This is a genomic window from Streptomyces collinus (assembly GCF_031348265.1).
GTDB lineage: Bacteria > Actinomycetota > Actinomycetes > Streptomycetales > Streptomycetaceae > Streptomyces > Streptomyces collinus.
Window position 1 is genome coordinate 5,278,534 of the sequence record NZ_CP133771.1, and the last position, 14,153, is coordinate 5,292,686.

At 71.1% G+C, this 14,153-nt stretch carries 12 protein-coding genes and 1 tRNA gene; 8 read left to right on the forward strand and 5 right to left on the reverse strand.

Annotation, left to right across the window (positions count from 1 at the left end; translation table 11 throughout):
- Positions 1–3 precede the first annotated feature (3 nt).
- From RFN52_RS24060 to RFN52_RS24075, 4 genes are all read left to right on the forward strand, one after another.
- Positions 4–1,578 (forward strand): complex I subunit 4 family protein, encoded by a 1,575-nt coding sequence (locus RFN52_RS24060; protein WP_184848939.1) that lies wholly within the window; start codon positions 4–6, stop codon positions 1,576–1,578.
- Positions 1,575–3,098 (forward strand): NADH-quinone oxidoreductase subunit N, encoded by a 1,524-nt coding sequence (locus RFN52_RS24065; RefSeq protein WP_184848941.1) that lies wholly within the window; start codon positions 1,575–1,577, stop codon positions 3,096–3,098. Before RFN52_RS24060 ends, RFN52_RS24065 begins: the two co-directional genes overlap by 4 nt.
- A 255-nt stretch (positions 3,099–3,353) precedes the next feature.
- Positions 3,354–4,217: a zinc metalloprotease HtpX gene (htpX, locus tag RFN52_RS24070; protein ID WP_184848943.1), complete on the forward strand. Its 864-nt coding sequence runs from the start codon at positions 3,354–3,356 to the stop codon at positions 4,215–4,217.
- Positions 4,214–4,606, forward strand: coding sequence for a YccF domain-containing protein (locus tag RFN52_RS24075; protein WP_033309006.1), 393 nt, complete (start codon positions 4,214–4,216; stop codon positions 4,604–4,606). Before htpX ends, RFN52_RS24075 begins: the two co-directional genes overlap by 4 nt.
- Before the next feature lie 389 nt (positions 4,607–4,995).
- Here the strand turns inward: RFN52_RS24075 and RFN52_RS24080 are convergent, their stop codons facing one another.
- Positions 4,996–6,252, reverse strand: coding sequence for an APC family permease (locus tag RFN52_RS24080; protein ID WP_184848946.1), 1,257 nt, complete (start codon positions 6,250–6,252; stop codon positions 4,996–4,998).
- A gap of 193 nt (positions 6,253–6,445) precedes the next feature.
- Here RFN52_RS24080 and RFN52_RS24085 point away from each other — a divergent pair, with 193 nt between their 5' ends.
- Complete coding sequence (locus tag RFN52_RS24085) at positions 6,446–6,712, forward strand: GlsB/YeaQ/YmgE family stress response membrane protein (RefSeq protein ID WP_030839776.1); 267 nt, start codon at positions 6,446–6,448, stop codon at positions 6,710–6,712.
- 218 nt (positions 6,713–6,930) lie between these two features.
- Here RFN52_RS24085 and RFN52_RS24090 read toward each other — a convergent pair whose 3' ends face one another.
- Entirely contained in the window at positions 6,931–7,419 is a 489-nt protein-coding gene (locus tag RFN52_RS24090) for a YajQ family cyclic di-GMP-binding protein (RefSeq protein WP_184848948.1), read from the reverse strand.
- Between the two features lie 220 nt (positions 7,420–7,639).
- On the opposite strand from RFN52_RS24090, the gene RFN52_RS24095 reads away from it, so the two are divergent.
- Both RFN52_RS24095 and RFN52_RS24100 read left to right on the forward strand, forming a co-directional pair.
- A tRNA-Tyr gene (locus RFN52_RS24095) sits at positions 7,640–7,721 on the forward strand.
- Between the two features lie 309 nt (positions 7,722–8,030).
- Entirely contained in the window at positions 8,031–8,858 is an 828-nt protein-coding gene (locus tag RFN52_RS24100; protein WP_184848950.1) for a hypothetical protein, read from the forward strand.
- A 132-nt stretch (positions 8,859–8,990) separates the two neighbouring features.
- On the opposite strand, the gene RFN52_RS24105 is transcribed toward RFN52_RS24100, so the two are convergent.
- Positions 8,991–11,429 carry an MFS transporter gene (locus RFN52_RS24105; RefSeq protein ID WP_184848952.1) on the reverse strand — a complete coding sequence of 813 codons (2,439 nt, stop codon included), beginning with the start codon at positions 11,427–11,429 and terminating at the stop codon, positions 8,991–8,993.
- A 116-nt stretch (positions 11,430–11,545) separates the two neighbouring features.
- On the opposite strand from RFN52_RS24105, the gene RFN52_RS24110 reads away from it, so the two are divergent.
- Positions 11,546–11,758, forward strand: coding sequence for a hypothetical protein (locus tag RFN52_RS24110; RefSeq protein ID WP_030839769.1), 213 nt, complete (start codon positions 11,546–11,548; stop codon positions 11,756–11,758).
- Positions 11,759–11,811: 53 nt separating this feature from the next.
- Here the strand turns inward: RFN52_RS24110 and RFN52_RS24115 are convergent, their stop codons facing one another.
- Together RFN52_RS24115 and RFN52_RS24120 are read right to left on the reverse strand one after the other, a co-directional pair.
- The gene (locus RFN52_RS24115) at positions 11,812–12,468 is read right to left on the reverse strand and encodes an NAD(P)H-binding protein (protein ID WP_184848954.1); all 657 of its coding nucleotides are present in this window, start codon (positions 12,466–12,468) and stop codon (positions 11,812–11,814) included.
- Between the two features lie 361 nt (positions 12,469–12,829).
- Positions 12,830–14,089: an amidohydrolase family protein gene (locus RFN52_RS24120; protein ID WP_184848956.1), complete on the reverse strand. Its 1,260-nt coding sequence runs from the start codon at positions 14,087–14,089 to the stop codon at positions 12,830–12,832.
- Positions 14,090–14,153: the final 64 nt, after the last annotated feature.

The window sequence follows — 14,153 nt, forward strand, 5'->3', positions numbered from 1 at the left end:
GGCGTGATCGATATCAGCGAGTCCGTGATGCAGTTCCTTCTGGCATTCATCGTCGTCGGCCCGCTCCTCGGCGCCGCCGCGGCTCTCCTGCCCGCCCCGCCCGGGCTGAAGGGGAAGTCACCCGAGCAGGCCGTGCTCCGGCACGGGGTCACCGTGACCGGCGCGGTCCTCATCGCGGCGATCGTCCTCGCGCTCGGCTTCGACCACGACCAGCCGTCGAAGATGCAGGCCAGCACCGACATCAGCTGGATCCCGGCACTCGACGTGCGCATCCACCTCGGCATCGACGGCATCTCCCTCCCCCTTCTCGTCCTGACTGCGCTGCTGACCTTCCTCTGCGCGCTCTACTCGTACTTCAAGATGCCTGCGGGGCCGACTCCCAAGGCCTTCGTCGCCCTGCTGCTCGTCCTCGAGTCCGGCACTCTCGCGACCTTCGCCGTCCTCGACCTGCTGCTGTTCTTCCTGGCCTTCGAGATGGTTCTCATCCCGATGTACTTCCTCATCGCCCGCTGGGGCGGCGAGGGCCGGAGCCAGGCCGCCATGCGGTTCATCCTCTACACGCTGCTCGGCTCCGTGATCATGCTGCTCGGCCTGCTCCTGATCGGGATCAAGGCGGGCACGTTCGACATGATGGCACTCGCCACTGACAACGGCCGGTCGCTGACCACATCCGTGCAGGTCATCGCCGTTCTGGCGATCGGGATCGGGCTCGCGGTGAAGACGCCGATGTGGCCGCTGCACAGCTGGCTGCCCGACGCCCACACTGCCGCGCCGACCGTCGGCTCGGTCCTTCTGGCCGGCGTCCTGCTGAAGATGGGTACGTACGGGTTCGTCCGGATCCTGCTCCCCATCGCACCGGACGGCTTCCGCACCTTCGCGCCCTACCTCGCCGCCCTCGCCGTCGTGGGCATCATCTACGGATCCCTGGCCTGCCTGGCCCTCGCCAAACAGGGCGCGAAGGGCGACCTCAAGCGCCTCATCGCCTACTCCTCCGTCGGCCATATGGGCTTCGTCCTGCTCGGCATCTCGACGATGACCCCCACCGGCGTGAACGGCGCTCTCTTCGCCAACATCGCCCACGGCCTCATCACCGGCCTGCTGTTCTTCCTGGTCGGCGCCTTGAAGGACCGCACCGGCACCACCGACCTCGACACCCTCGCCGAGGAGACCGGAGCCGCCCTCTACGGCAAGGCACCGCGCCTCGGCGGCCTGCTCGCCTTCGCCGCCGTCGCCTCGCTCGGCCTGCCCGGCCTGGCCGGCTTCTGGGGCGAGATGCTGGCCCTGTTCGGCGCGTTCCAGCCCGCCGCGGGCCTCAACCGCGCGGCCTTCCTCACCTTCATGGCGATCGGCGCGTTCGGCACGCTGCTGACGGCCGCATACCTGCTGATCGTGGTCCGCCGCGTCTGCATGGGCGCCCTGCCCCACGACGCACCCCGGCTCACCGACGTCCGCTCGTACGAGTTCGCGGCGTGGACACCGCTCGTCGTCCTCACCGTCGTCGCGGGCCTGTGGCCCAAGGCTCTCCTCGGCCTGAGCGACCCGGCCGTCCAGCAGCTCCTCGCAGGAGGCACCCGATGAGCTCCCCGGCCCAGCCCCTGGCCGCCTCGCTGGTCCAGTCCGTCGACTGGCTCGCGATCGCACCGCCCACCATCGCGGCGGTCGTCGGACTCGTGGTCCTGGTCGCCGACCTTTTCCTCGCCGAGCACCGCAAGGCCCTGCTCGGCTGGACGTCGGTGGCAGGCCTTGCCGCGGCGACGGCGATGCTGCTGCCCCTGCTCGACGGCGACCGCAGCACCTTCTGCCTGACCGGCGACGCCGCCGTGTGCAGCTACACGGCCGACCGCTTCACGCTGGTCATCCAGTTCCTGGTCCTCGGCGGCGCCCTGCTCTCCGCCCTCCTGTCGGTCACCGCCCTGAGGGACGCCCGCAAGGAGCTGCCCGAGGGCGAGTACTGGTTCCTGCTGCTGTCCTCCGCGGCCGGCGCCGCCCTCCTGCCCGCCTCCCGCGACCTCGCGACCCTGATCGTCGCCCTGGAGGTCGCCTCCCTGCCTGCCTTCGCGCTGGTCGGCCTGCGATACGGCGACCGGAAGTCCTCCGAAGCGGCCCTGAAGTTCTTCCTGTCCTCGGTCACCGCGACCGCGGTCAGCCTCATGGGCATCAGCTTCGTGTACGCCACCACGGGCACCCTCTACCTCACCCAGGTCGCCGACCGTATCCAGAGCGTCGACGGGCAGTTCCACACGCTCGCCCAGACCGGCGTCGTGCTCACCCTCGTCGGCTTCGCCTTCAAGACGGCCGCCGTGCCCTTCCACTTCTGGGTGCCCGACACCTATGTGGGAGCGCCCCTGCCGATCGCGGCATACCTGTCGGTCATCGGCAAGGCGGTCGGCTTCAGCGGCCTGATCCTGATCACGGTCGTAGCCCTCCCCTCCTACGCCGACGTCTGGGGTCCCGCCCTGGCAGCCCTCGCCGCGCTGACCATGACCGTGGGCAACGTCGGAGCCCTCCGCCAGCACGCCACGCGCGCGTACAGCGCGGTGCGCCTGCTCGCCTGGTCCTCCGTCGGCCAGGCCGGCTACCTCCTGGTACCGATCGCCGCCGCCGCGTACTCCGGGGACGCAGAGAAGTCGATCGGCTCCACCGTCGCCTACGCCCTGATGTACGGCGCCGTGAATCTGGGCGCCTTCGCCGTGGCCGCCCTGGTCGGCCGGACGAAGTCCCTCAACCGCCTCGCCGACTACCGCGGCCTGTACGCCTCCAGCCCCCTGTCCGCGCTGCTCCTGGCGTTCTTCCTGCTCTGCCTCGCCGGGCTGCCGCCGGGCATCATCGGCCTCTTCGCCAAGGTCACCGTCTTCTCGGCGGCCGTCGACGCCGGTCTCGGCTGGCTGGCCGTGATCATGGCCGTCAACGTCGTCATCGCCTTGTTCTACTACCTCCAGTGGACGGCCCTGCTCTTCCGCGCCCCCGAGGGCGAGCCCGAGAAGCACCGCGTCCCTGGCCCCGTCACCGCCGCGATCGCCCTGACCGGCGTCCTCGGCATCGCCCTGTCCGGCGCACCTCAGCTCGTCCTGCGCTTCACCGACACCGGGCTCTTCTGAACGAACCCGGCTTTCCGGAAAGCCGGCCGCTTACACCGCGTGCGCGTGGGGCACTCGCTCCCACGCGTGCGTGCCGCGGCCCGTTGCCGTCACCCGGACGGCCCACACCCGCCGCCGCACGCACCAGGGAACTTGAGCCTCCCGCCTCGCGTTGACCAGTACGGGAAGGTCCACTGGACGTGAGGACGCGGCACCAGTGGCACCGCTGATTCAGCAAGCAAGGGTCCCCCTGCCGCACCACTTGGAGGGCGCACCGTGCACCGCCGGCACAACGGGCTCAGGACAGCGATCCTCCTGGGTGGACTGTCCGCACTCATCATCGTCATCGGCAGCTTCTTCGGCCGCATGGGGCTCGTCATCGCCGTCCTGGTAGCGCTGGCCACCAACGCGTACGCGTACTGGAACAGCGACAAACTGGCACTGCGCGCGATGCGTGCCCGCCCGGTGAGCGAATTCGAGGCACCGGCGCTCTACCGCATGGTGCGCGAGCTCTCCACCCAAGCCCGCCAGCCCATGCCCCGCCTGTACATCTCCCCGACGGAGGCCCCCAACGCCTTCGCCACGGGCCGCAACCCACGCAACGCCGCCGTGTGCTGCACCGACGGCATCCTCCGCCTGCTGGACGAACGCGAGCTGCGCGGCGTCATCGGACACGAACTGAGCCACGTCTACAACCGCGACATTCTCATCTCGTCGGTCGCGGGCGCCCTCGCCTCCGTCATCATGTTCCTGGTCAACTTCGCCTGGCTGATCCCCATCGGGCGCTCGGACGACGATGACGGCCCCGGGCTGCTCGGCATGTTGCTGATCATGATTCTGGGCCCGCTCGCCGCCGCGCTCATCCAACTGGCCATCAGCCGCTCCCGGGAGTACCAGGCGGACGCCTCCGGCGCCCAGCTCACGGGCGACCCGCTCGCCCTGGCCAGCGCCCTGCGCAAGCTCGAACTCGGCACGAAACAGCTCCCGCTGCCGCCCGAGCCGCGCATCGAGACAGCCAGCCACATGATGATCGCGAACCCGTTCCGGCCCGGCCAGGGCCTCTCGAAGATGTTCTCCACACACCCGCCGATGGCGGAACGCATCGCCCGGCTCGAGAAGATGGCAGGTGGGAACCAATGAGGACCGTACTCAACGTCATATGGCTCGTGCTGAGCGGCTTCTGGCTGTTCCTCGCCTACATGCTCGCGGGCCTGCTCCTCTGCATCACCATCATCGGCATCCCGTTCGGCATCGCGGCCTTCCGCATCGGCGTCTACGCCCTGTGGCCCTTCGGGTACACGACGGTCGAGCGCCACGACGCCGGCGCACCCTCCTGCGTGGGCAACGTACTCTGGCTCGTCCTCGCGGGCTGGTGGCTCACCCTCGGCCACATCGCCACCGGCATCGCCCTCTGCGTGACGATCATCGGCATCCCGCTGGGCATCGCCAACTTCAAGCTCATCCCCGTCTCGTTGCTCCCGCTCGGCCGTGACATCGTGCGGACGAACGAGCCGTTCGCGGTGCGCTGACGCAAGGGAGCCTCTCCTCCCTCGATGTCCACAGGCCCGTGGTTGTCCACAGGCCCGTCCGGCTGTCAGCGGCGGTCTGCATCATGAACCCATGACCGCGATCGAGCAGTTGCCGACCCGAGTGATGTCCGAGCCCTACAACTGCCACTTGAGGGCCGGACCGTCGCGCCCCGAGCCCGCCGCGCCCGTGAGAAGCGGCGAAATACCTGAGCCGAGAGGCCCGGACAGATCTGAGCCGAGAGCCACTGACAGAGCCGAGCCGAGAGGTCCCCGCAGGCCGGGGCCTTGACGAACTGCGTGGTGGACCCAATGGGGTTGGACGGCGTTGCAGGCGCAGAGGACTTGGACGGTGTTGAGGGCGTGATCGGCGGTGAACAGTAGGCCCGGCCCTACTTCCTCGCCGTCCCGCCCGCCACCCGCCGCCGCACCGCGTACGCAACCGCCCCCACCAGCAGCACCCCCGCGCCGACGACCACCGACACCCCGGGCAGCGAGAACGCCAGCACCACACACCCGGCCAGCCCCACCACCGGCACCACCCGCGCCGCCGGGGCCGAAGACAGCGTCCAGGCCGATGCGTTGGCCACGGCGTAGTACGCCAGCACACCGAAGGAGGAGAACCCGATCGCGCCCCGGACGTCCACCGTGGCGGCCAGAACCGCGACCACCCCGCCCACGGCCAGCTCCGCCCGGTGCGGCACCTGGAACCGCGGATGCACGGCGGCCAGCACCCCCGGCAGATGCCGGTCCCGGGCCATGGCCAGCGTCGTCCGTGACACTCCCAGGATCAGCGCCAGCAGTGAGCCCATCGCGGCCACCGCCGCACCGATCCGTACGACCGGCACGAGCCAGGGCGCTCCCGCCGCCCGAACCGCGTCGGTCAGCGGCGCCGTCGAGTCCCCGAGACCGCCCGGCCCGAGCACCGAAAGGACGGCCACAGCCACACACGCGTACACCACCAGCGCGATGCCCAGCGCCAGCGGGATCGCGCGCGGAATGGTGCGCGCCGGATCCCGCACCTCCTCGCCGAGGGTGGCGATCCGGGCGTACCCGGCGAAGGCGAAGAACAGCAGACCGGCCGCCTGCAGCACGCCGTCCGCACCGCCCGAGGCCCCGATGTCCAGCCGCCCGGCATCGGCCTCACCGGAGACCAGACACACGACCACCACGGAAGCGAGGACACCCAGGACCAGCGCCACGATCACCCGCGTCAACCACGCGGACTTCTGGACACCGCCGTAGTTCACCGCGGTCAGCGCCACCACGGCCCCGACCGCCACCGCGTGCGCCTGCCCCGGCCAGACGTACGTGCCCACCGTGAGCGCCATCGCCGCACAGGAGGCCGTCTTCCCGACCACGAACGACCAGCCCGCGAGATATCCCCAGAACTCCCCGAGCCGCTCCCGGCCGTAGACGTACGTGCCGCCTGAGGCCGGATACAGGGCGGCGAGGCGAGCCGACGACATGGCGTTGCAGTACGCGACCACAGCGGCGACGGCGAGCCCGATGAGCAGCCCGGTGCCGGCCGCGTGCGCGGCCGGCGCGAGGGCGGCGAAGATCCCTGCCCCCACCATCGAGCCGAGCCCGATGACGACGGCGTCACTCACGCCGAGGGTGCGGCGCAGTCCGGGTGCGGAGGCTGTCATGTGTCGCACCCTACTGATCACTGCAACCAGCGGGTGCGGCCAGCACGTCCTCCCCATTGACACGGCGTGAACGTGCGCGGTGAGGAGGCCACGCGCGGAACGCCCGACGTACGACGCACGGGCTCGGCCTGCCGGGAGCAAGATCACAGGGCCGGGACAGTGCGGGCACAGCGTGAAAGGGCAGGTTCACGGCATGACCATCATCAGCTGGATCATCCTGGGACTGTTGGCCGGAGCCATCGCGAAGTTCCTGCTGCCGGGGCGTGACCCGGGGGGCCTCATCGGCACGACCCTGATCGGCATCGCGGGAGCGTTCATCGGCGGCTGGATATCGGCCCGCTGGATGGACCACCCGATCACCAAGGGCTTCTACGACGGTGCGACCTGGGCAGCGGCGATCGGCGGATCGCTCGTCCTGCTGATCGCCTACCGTCTGCTGTTCGGCAACTCGCGCGACTGACCGCGCCCACCGATGGCAGGCCGCCACCCGACACCCGATACCCGGCAGCCGAGACGATCGCGGCGGGCGGCGGGCGGCGGGCGGCCGATGGCAGTCGGCAGACGTGCCGACGATGCAGCGGGCGAAGCGATGGCCGTAGACGGGCGAGGAGGGGTGGGCACCGGTGGTACCCACCCCTCCTCGTACCCGTGCGGGCGGGAGCCCGAGGACGACCGGACCTACCGGTAGTTCACGAACTGCAGAGCGAAGTCGAAGTCCTTGCCCTTGAGCAGGGTGATGACGGCCTGCAGGTCGTCACGGCTCTTGGAGCTGACGCGCAGCTCCTCGCCCTGAACCTGCGCCTTCACGCCCTTGGGGCCCTCGTCGCGGATGGTCTTCGCCACCTTCTTGGCGTTCTCCTGGGAGATCCCCTCCTTGATCGAAGAGAAGATCTTGTACTCCTTGCCGGAGAGCTGGGGCTCGCCCGCGTCCAGAGCCTTCAGCGAGATGCCCCGCTTGATCAGCTTGGACTGGAAGACGTCGAGGATGGCCTTTACCCGGTCCTCGGAGTTCGCCTCCATGAGGATCTGCTCACCGGACCACGAGATCGAGGCACCCACGCCCTTGAAGTCGTAGCGCTGCGAGATCTCCTTGGCGGCCTGGTTGAGTGCGTTGTCGACCTCCTGCCGCTCGACCTTCGAGACGATGTCGAAACTGGAGTCGGCCATGTCCTGTGGCTCCTTGTATCGGGGTGCGTATCGTGCGTACCGGCGTATGCGGGCGGTCGCAGGGCCCGTTCAGGTCCCGGGCCGCATCCGGACAAGCCTAGCCACCCCCGGCCCTCCGGGCGCCGATCAATCGGGTGGCGGAGCACCCCTCCACATCAGGTATTGTTTACGTCGTTGCCACGGAGCGCCGCGGAAGAGCGGCTCGCCAGGCAGCAACCCCGGCGGTGTGCCCGAGCGGCCAAAGGGAGCAGACTGTAAATCTGCCGGCTCAGCCTTCCCAGGTTCGAATCCTGGCGCCGCCACACTGGGGAAGACCCCCTCTCATCTGCGGAGACGCAAGTGAGAGGGGGTTTTTCGTTTTTCACGTGCGTGTCCCTCGGCCGTCCCCCCGGCTGTCCCCCTGTCTCTCCCTCGGGGGGTGAGCATGATCACTCTTCCTCGCGGCCGTGGGGTGGCACGTACTGGCTCAATCCACGAACCCACGTGCGCAAGCACGCCCACGGCAGCCCGCAGATGCGGGGGTCACAACTCCTGCCGGGAACTCGTCGGGGGGCATGAACTCGTCAGATACGCTGCCGCCCTTGTAACGGCACTCTCCTGAAGAGGTGTGAATGAAAACAGGCAGACGAACCGTCGCGGTGGCCACGCTCGTGGGGGCGCTGGGGCTCTCGGTGCTGAACGCGCCGGTGGCTCAGGCGGCGGACACCGGTATCACCGTGTCGGACATCGTCATCAACAAGGGCAAGCCGATCGTCGTCGGTACAACGAAGACGGTGGAGCCGCCCATCAGTTTCAACATCGCGCTGCCTTCCGGGTACAGCACCTCCGACCCCTCCCGCTACGACGCGTACCCCTTCCTCTACCGCGGCGCCATCAAGACGGCGGCCGACACGGGAGAGAACTTCATCCAGCCGGGCAGTTACACCTGCTACGAGACCGACTCCAAGCACGCTCGCTGCGAGGGCGACCTCTACATCGACCCGCACCCGAGCCAGGAGCACGTCGACTCCAACAGCGACGCCACGACCTGGAAGGTCGGCGTCTCGCTGCGTCTGTGGAAGGCCGACGGCGGCCTCAAGACCGGGGAACTGGAGACGCGGTCCGCGACCTCCCAGCTCAAGCGCGCGGCCAAGGTCACCACCAACGCCACGCCGGAGCCGGTCGCCGTGGGCAAGCCGATCACCGTCACGGGCAAGCTGACCCGGGCGAACTGGAGCACGAAGAGGTACGACGCCTACAGCGGCCGCACGGTCAGCCTCCAGTTCCGCGCCAAGGGCACCGACACCTACAAGACGGTCAAGAAGGTCACCACCAGCAGCACCGGAGGGCTGAAGACCACGGTCACCGCCTCGGTCGACGGTTACTACCGCTGGGTCTACTACGGCAACTCCACGACGGGCGTGGCCACCAGCGCGGCCGACTACGTCGAGGTGCGCTGACGCCGGTCTGTCGGTCTGCCGGTTTCAGCGGACTCAGCCGGCTGCCGAGATGGTTCAGAACGGCAGCCGACTGAGGCCCGTGGTCTGGCCGGTGTGGGGGCGCGGTGGCGGACGCCCCACCTGATGACCTGATTACCGGACCTCGTCCCCATCCCCGGCATGGCTGAGCTCGATGTCGTGGTCATCCGCGCCCGCGCCCGGGACCGTCAACTGTGCCGCCCGGGGCGGGTAGCCGGTCGCGATGACCGTGTACGCGCCGGCGTCCAGGTCGGAGAAGGCGTACGCCCCGTCGACGCCGGTTCGCGTCGTGGCGACCACGTTGCCCGCCGCGTCCACCAGCGTCACCCGCGCGTCGCTCAGCGGCGCGTCCCCTCCGCACACCGTGCCCCGCACCTGCGCGCCGGGCCGCAGTTCGAGCTCGACCCGGGTGGTCCCGGCTCCGCTGATCTCGACGACCTGGGCCAGCGGCCGGTGCTTGGGGGAGCTGGCCGCGAGGGTCACCGGCCCCGGCACCAGGCCGGTGACCGTGAACTCGCCCAGCACGTCCGTCCGCTCGGTGGCCAGCACCTCCCCCCGAACGTCCGTCATGATGACCACGGCGTCGGCGACCGGAGTCCCGCCGTCCGCGGAGCGCACCACGCCGTCGAGGCCGCTGGTGCCGCTCAGCAGCACGTCGTACGCCCGCGGTTCACCGGTGACGACGATCGTGGAGGCCTGCGGCTGGTGGCCCTCCGACGCGGCGATAAGGACATACGATCCGGCGCCCGGAGCGTCCACGCCGTACGACCCGTCGCTCCGCGAGACCGACCGCCCGAGCTGCTTGCCGCCCAGAGAGATCAACGTCACGGCGGCCCCGCCGGCGGCGCCCCGGTCGGCCCCCAGCACGCGGCCCCGCACAGGGATCCCGGCACGTTGGGCAGTGGTCACTGTCGCCTCGGCAGGCGCTCCGTCGGACGGTGTTCCGACAACCGGCTCGCCGGCCGAGGCACCCGCCGTCACTTCCGACACCGGCGCGTCCGTCACCTCCGGCACCGGCACGTCCATCACCTCCGACTCTGGCGCGTCCGTCACCTCCGGCACCGGCGCCTCCATCATCTCCGGCTCTGGCGCGTCCGGCACCGGCGCGTCCGCCGCCGGCGCCTCGGCAGCTTCCGTCCCCCGCTGCCGCGGGATGAACGAGGCGACCGCGAAGGCGAGCAGCGCGGCCCCGGCCCCGATGGCCAGGACGACCTTGAACCCGTCTTGGGACGGCAGGGGCGTCCGCCCGAAGTCGGTCGTCATCTGGGCCAGGATCACCCCGGCCACAGCGCTGGCGGTCGATGTACCGATGGACCGCATCAGTGTGTTGAGGCTGTTCGCCGCGCCCGTTTCCGAGGCCGGGACGGCGCCCATGATGAGCGCGGGCATCGAGCCGTAGGTGAAGCCGATGCCGGCGCCGATGACGCAGGTGACGAGCACGAAGTGCCAGAGCTCCGACATCAGCACGATGTTCAGCCCGTACCCGGCTGCCACGATGAGGGCGCCGACCATCAGGGTGATCTTCGGGCCCTTGGCCTTGGACAGGGCGGCGGACACCGGAGCCGTGGCCATCATGACCAGTCCGGACGGAGCCATCGTCAGCCCGGCGACGAGCAGCGACTTGCCGAGACCGTAACCGGTCGCCTCGGGCAACTGCAGGAGCTGCGGAATGACCAGGGACATCGCGAACATCGCGAACCCGACGGCGATGGAGGCGAGGTTGGTGACGAGCACCTGACGGCGGGCGGTGGTCCGCAGGTCGACCAGCGGCTCCCTGACCCGCAGCTCCCACCATCCCCACACCAGCAGCACGACGACGGCCGCCGCGAACAGGCCGAGGGTGGTGCCGCCGCTCCAACCCCAGTCGCCGCCCTTGGAGATGGCCAGCAGCAGTGACACCAGACCCGCCGCCATGCCGATGCCGCCGACCAGGTCGAAGCGCCCGCCGGTACGCACCTTCGACTCCGGCACGATGGCCGGCACCAGCACGAGGGCGACGACGCCCAGCCCGGCGGAGGCCCAGAACAGGGCGTGCCAGTCGAAGTTGTCCGCGATGAGCGCGGCGGCGGGCAGTCCGAGGGCGCTGCCCACGCCGAGTGAGGCGCTCATCAGCGCGGTCGCCGAGCCGAGCCGTTCGGCGGGCAGTTCGTCCCGCATGATGCTGATGCCGAGCGGGATCACGCCGGAGGCGAGGCCCTGCAGCGCCCGGCCCGCGATCATCGGGGCGAGCGAGTCGCTGAGCGCTGCGGTGACCGAGCCGGCCACCAGCATCACGAGGCTGATCAGCAGCATCCGCCGTTTGCCGTACATGTCGCCGAGCCGGCCCGTCATCGGGGTGGCGACGGCGGCGGCGAGCAGGGTGGCGGTGACGGCCCAGGCGGTGTCCGAGGCGGGGGCGTTGAGCAGCCGGGGGAGCTCCGGGACGATCGGGATGACCAGAGTCTGCACCAGCGAGACCACGATCCCGCCGAAGGCCAGGACCGCGACGACGGCGTTCGCCCGTGGTGCCGCGGGCTCCCCGGTGTCGGCGGGTCGGGGAAGGGCATGGGACATGGCCGGGCCTCCATAGGGGCGTCAAGGAACAGCGCGACCCGACCAAGCTAAGCCAATTGATTGACTTAAGCAATCAGATCCAGATGTGCGCGCGACGATCGCGGCACACTGGCCCCATGTCCTCACGTCGCAGAGTCTGCCCCGAGTGCCGTCGCGAGATCGCCGTCGTCGCCGGTCGGTACGCGCGCCACGACCCGCCCGGCGCCCGTGAGCACGGCGAACTCACCTCGTGTCCGGGCTCCCGCCGCCAGGCCCGCCCGGGTCCCGAGCAACCGTCCCTGGACGGCTACACGGTCCCGGACTTCCCTGGCCAACTGCCCCTGTTCTAGGCCCCGGCCACGCGGCCGCTTCTAGGCCCCGGCCACGCGGCCGGCCGCGAACCTCAGTTCCCCGCCACCGACTTCACCGCCACCGAGACCGGCGTCGGCCCGCTGATGAGCTCCAGAGTGAGCCCGGCCGTCGCGGAGGTGTCCACCAGCTCCGCCAGCACGGCGGCCACGTCGTCGCGCGGGATCGGGCCGCGGCCCGTACGCGCCTCCAGGCGGACGAGACCGGTGCCGGCGTCGTTGGTGAGCTGGCCGGGGCGCAGAACCGTCCAGTCCAGGGCGTGCAGACCTCGCACGTACGCGTCCGCCTCGCCCTTGGCGCGCAGATACACGTCGAAGATCTCGTCCCCCTGGTGGCGCGGGTCGGCGCCCATGGACGACACGATCACGAAGCGCCGTACGCCCGCCTGCACCGCCGCGTCCGCGAAGAGGACCGCCGCGGCCTTGTCCACCGTGTCCTTGCGGGCCACCCCGCTGCCCGGCCCCGCGCCCGCCGCGAAGACCGCCGCGTCGGCGCCCCTGAGCCGCTCCGCGACCTCGTCCACGGACGCCGACTCCAGGTCGAGCACGACCGGTTCGGCACCGGCCTCCCGCAGATCGTCGGCCTGTTCGGCCTTGCGGATGATCCCCGCAACCTCGTCCCCGCGCGCGGCGAGCAGCCGCTCCAGCCGCAACGCGATCTGACCATGACCACCAGCGATGACAATGCGCATGCCTTCGACCGTACGCCTCGACAGCACCGTCCGCCGCACGGCTGGGCTACGCCCGCCGCAGGCTTTCGTGCGCCTGGACAGCACCGTCCGCCGCACGGCTGGGCTACGCCCGCCGGAGGCTTTCGTGCGCCTGGACAGCACCGTCCGCCGCTCGGCTGGGCCACGCCCGCCGCAGGCTTTCGTGCGCCTCGGCAACATCGCCCGACGCACGAGTGGGCCAAGCGGCCGGGCCCGGCCGGCCCGGCGGCACACCCCGCCGCAGGGCCTCACGGAACCTCGTCCCGCCCCTGCCTCCGCAGGCCCAACGGCCTCTCACCCGCCCCTACCGCCGTAAGCTCTACGGCCCCTGCCGCCGCAAGTCCTACGGCCCCTCCCCCCGCCCCTGCCGCGGCAGCCCCAGCTCCACCGAGGCCGCCGAACTGCAGTACTCCCGCACCGCGCTGGTCCGCGCCACCACGCGCCCCTGGTGCACGACGATCCGGCTGTACGCCAAGGACAGCACCCCCGCGAGCCGGTCTCCGCGCACCGCTAGCAACTCGGCCGGGAAACCCGCCTCCACCCGCACTTCGGGCAGCCCCAGCACCGCCCGCGCCGAGGAGCTCACCGCGTCGTACGCCTCCTCGGGGGCCAGCCCGTAGCGCGAGGCCAGCAGGAAGGCCGCCTCCAGCGGGTCGCCGCGCCCCACCGGGTTGGACACGTCCCGCAGCGCCCCGCTCCCGGCGGCCACCCGCACCCCGGCCGCGCGCAACAGCCGTACGGGGGCCGCCCCGCGCCGGTCGACGCCGCCGCAGCCGCCCTGGGGCAGGCACACCACCGCCACCCCGGCAGCAGCGAGTTGGTCGGCCGTCCGCGAGGCCACCTCGGAGGGCAGCCGGCCGAGATCGCCGCAGGGGCTGAGGGACACCCCGGGGCGCAGACCGCCCGCCATGGCCGCGAGCCGGGACAGCCGGGCCGGGTCCCCGGCGTCCGTGTGCAGGTCGACGGGGCAGCCGTGCTCGGAGGCCATCTCCAGGACCGCCTCCACGTACCCGGTCGGGTCGGGGTCGAGGTCCGGCCGGCCGCCCACCACCGAGGCGCCCATCTTCACCGCGTCCCGCAGCATCGCGAGCCCGTCCGCACCGGCGACCCCGGTCAGCACCCGGGGCATCGCCACCGTCGTCAGCTCCGCCAGCCCGCGCAGCGCGCGCCGCGCCTGCAGCACGGCCGTGAGCGCGCCCAGGCCCTGGACGTCCCCCACGCGCACGTGGGCCCGCAGCGCCGTGGCCCCGTGCCCGAGCTGGAGCAGTGCGGCCTCCGTCGCCCGGCGCTGCACGTCCTGCGGCTCGTACGAGACCGGCCCCCCGGTGTCCGCCGACAGGGCCGTGTCGGCGTGGGCGTGCGGCTCGGCGGGAGCCGGCAGCAGCAGATAGCCGCTGAGGTCCACGCGTGCCCCGCACGCGCGCGTGCCGCCCGCCCCCAGGCTGCCGGCCGTGCCGACCGCCTCGATACGCCCGCCGCCCAGCCGTACGTCCACGGTCCGGCCGTCGGTGAGCCGCGCCCCGCACAGCAGCAGCGACGACGGGTCGGCCGGACCCGGCGAGGACGACGGGGGCGGTGGTGGCTGCGGCCGGCTGTCGGGCATCGCACTCCAGGGGCTCGGGCTGGCGCGGGAGGACGCATGATCACGCAGAGTGAGACGAGCCTAG

What these genes read in the sequence shown, in the direction of transcription:
- RFN52_RS24065 (WP_184848941.1), top strand. Translation starts at nt 1,575, where the DNA reads ATGAGCTCCCCGGCCCAGCCCCTGGCCGCCTCGCTGGTCCAGTCCGTC.
- RFN52_RS24075 (WP_033309006.1), top strand. Translation starts at nt 4,214, where the DNA reads ATGAGGACCGTACTCAACGTCATATGGCTCGTGCTGAGCGGCTTCTGG.
- RFN52_RS24080 (WP_184848946.1), bottom strand. Translation starts at nt 6,252, where the DNA reads ATGACAGCCTCCGCACCCGGACTGCGCCGCACCCTCGGCGTGAGTGAC.
- RFN52_RS24085 (WP_030839776.1), top strand. Translation starts at nt 6,446, where the DNA reads ATGACCATCATCAGCTGGATCATCCTGGGACTGTTGGCCGGAGCCATC.
- RFN52_RS24090 (WP_184848948.1), bottom strand. Translation starts at nt 7,419, where the DNA reads ATGGCCGACTCCAGTTTCGACATCGTCTCGAAGGTCGAGCGGCAGGAG.
- RFN52_RS24100 (WP_184848950.1), top strand. Translation starts at nt 8,031, where the DNA reads ATGAAAACAGGCAGACGAACCGTCGCGGTGGCCACGCTCGTGGGGGCG.
- RFN52_RS24105 (WP_184848952.1), bottom strand. Translation starts at nt 11,429, where the DNA reads ATGTCCCATGCCCTTCCCCGACCCGCCGACACCGGGGAGCCCGCGGCA.
- RFN52_RS24110 (WP_030839769.1), top strand. Translation starts at nt 11,546, where the DNA reads ATGTCCTCACGTCGCAGAGTCTGCCCCGAGTGCCGTCGCGAGATCGCC.
- RFN52_RS24115 (WP_184848954.1), bottom strand. Translation starts at nt 12,468, where the DNA reads ATGCGCATTGTCATCGCTGGTGGTCATGGTCAGATCGCGTTGCGGCTG.
- RFN52_RS24120 (WP_184848956.1), bottom strand. Translation starts at nt 14,089, where the DNA reads ATGCCCGACAGCCGGCCGCAGCCACCACCGCCCCCGTCGTCCTCGCCG.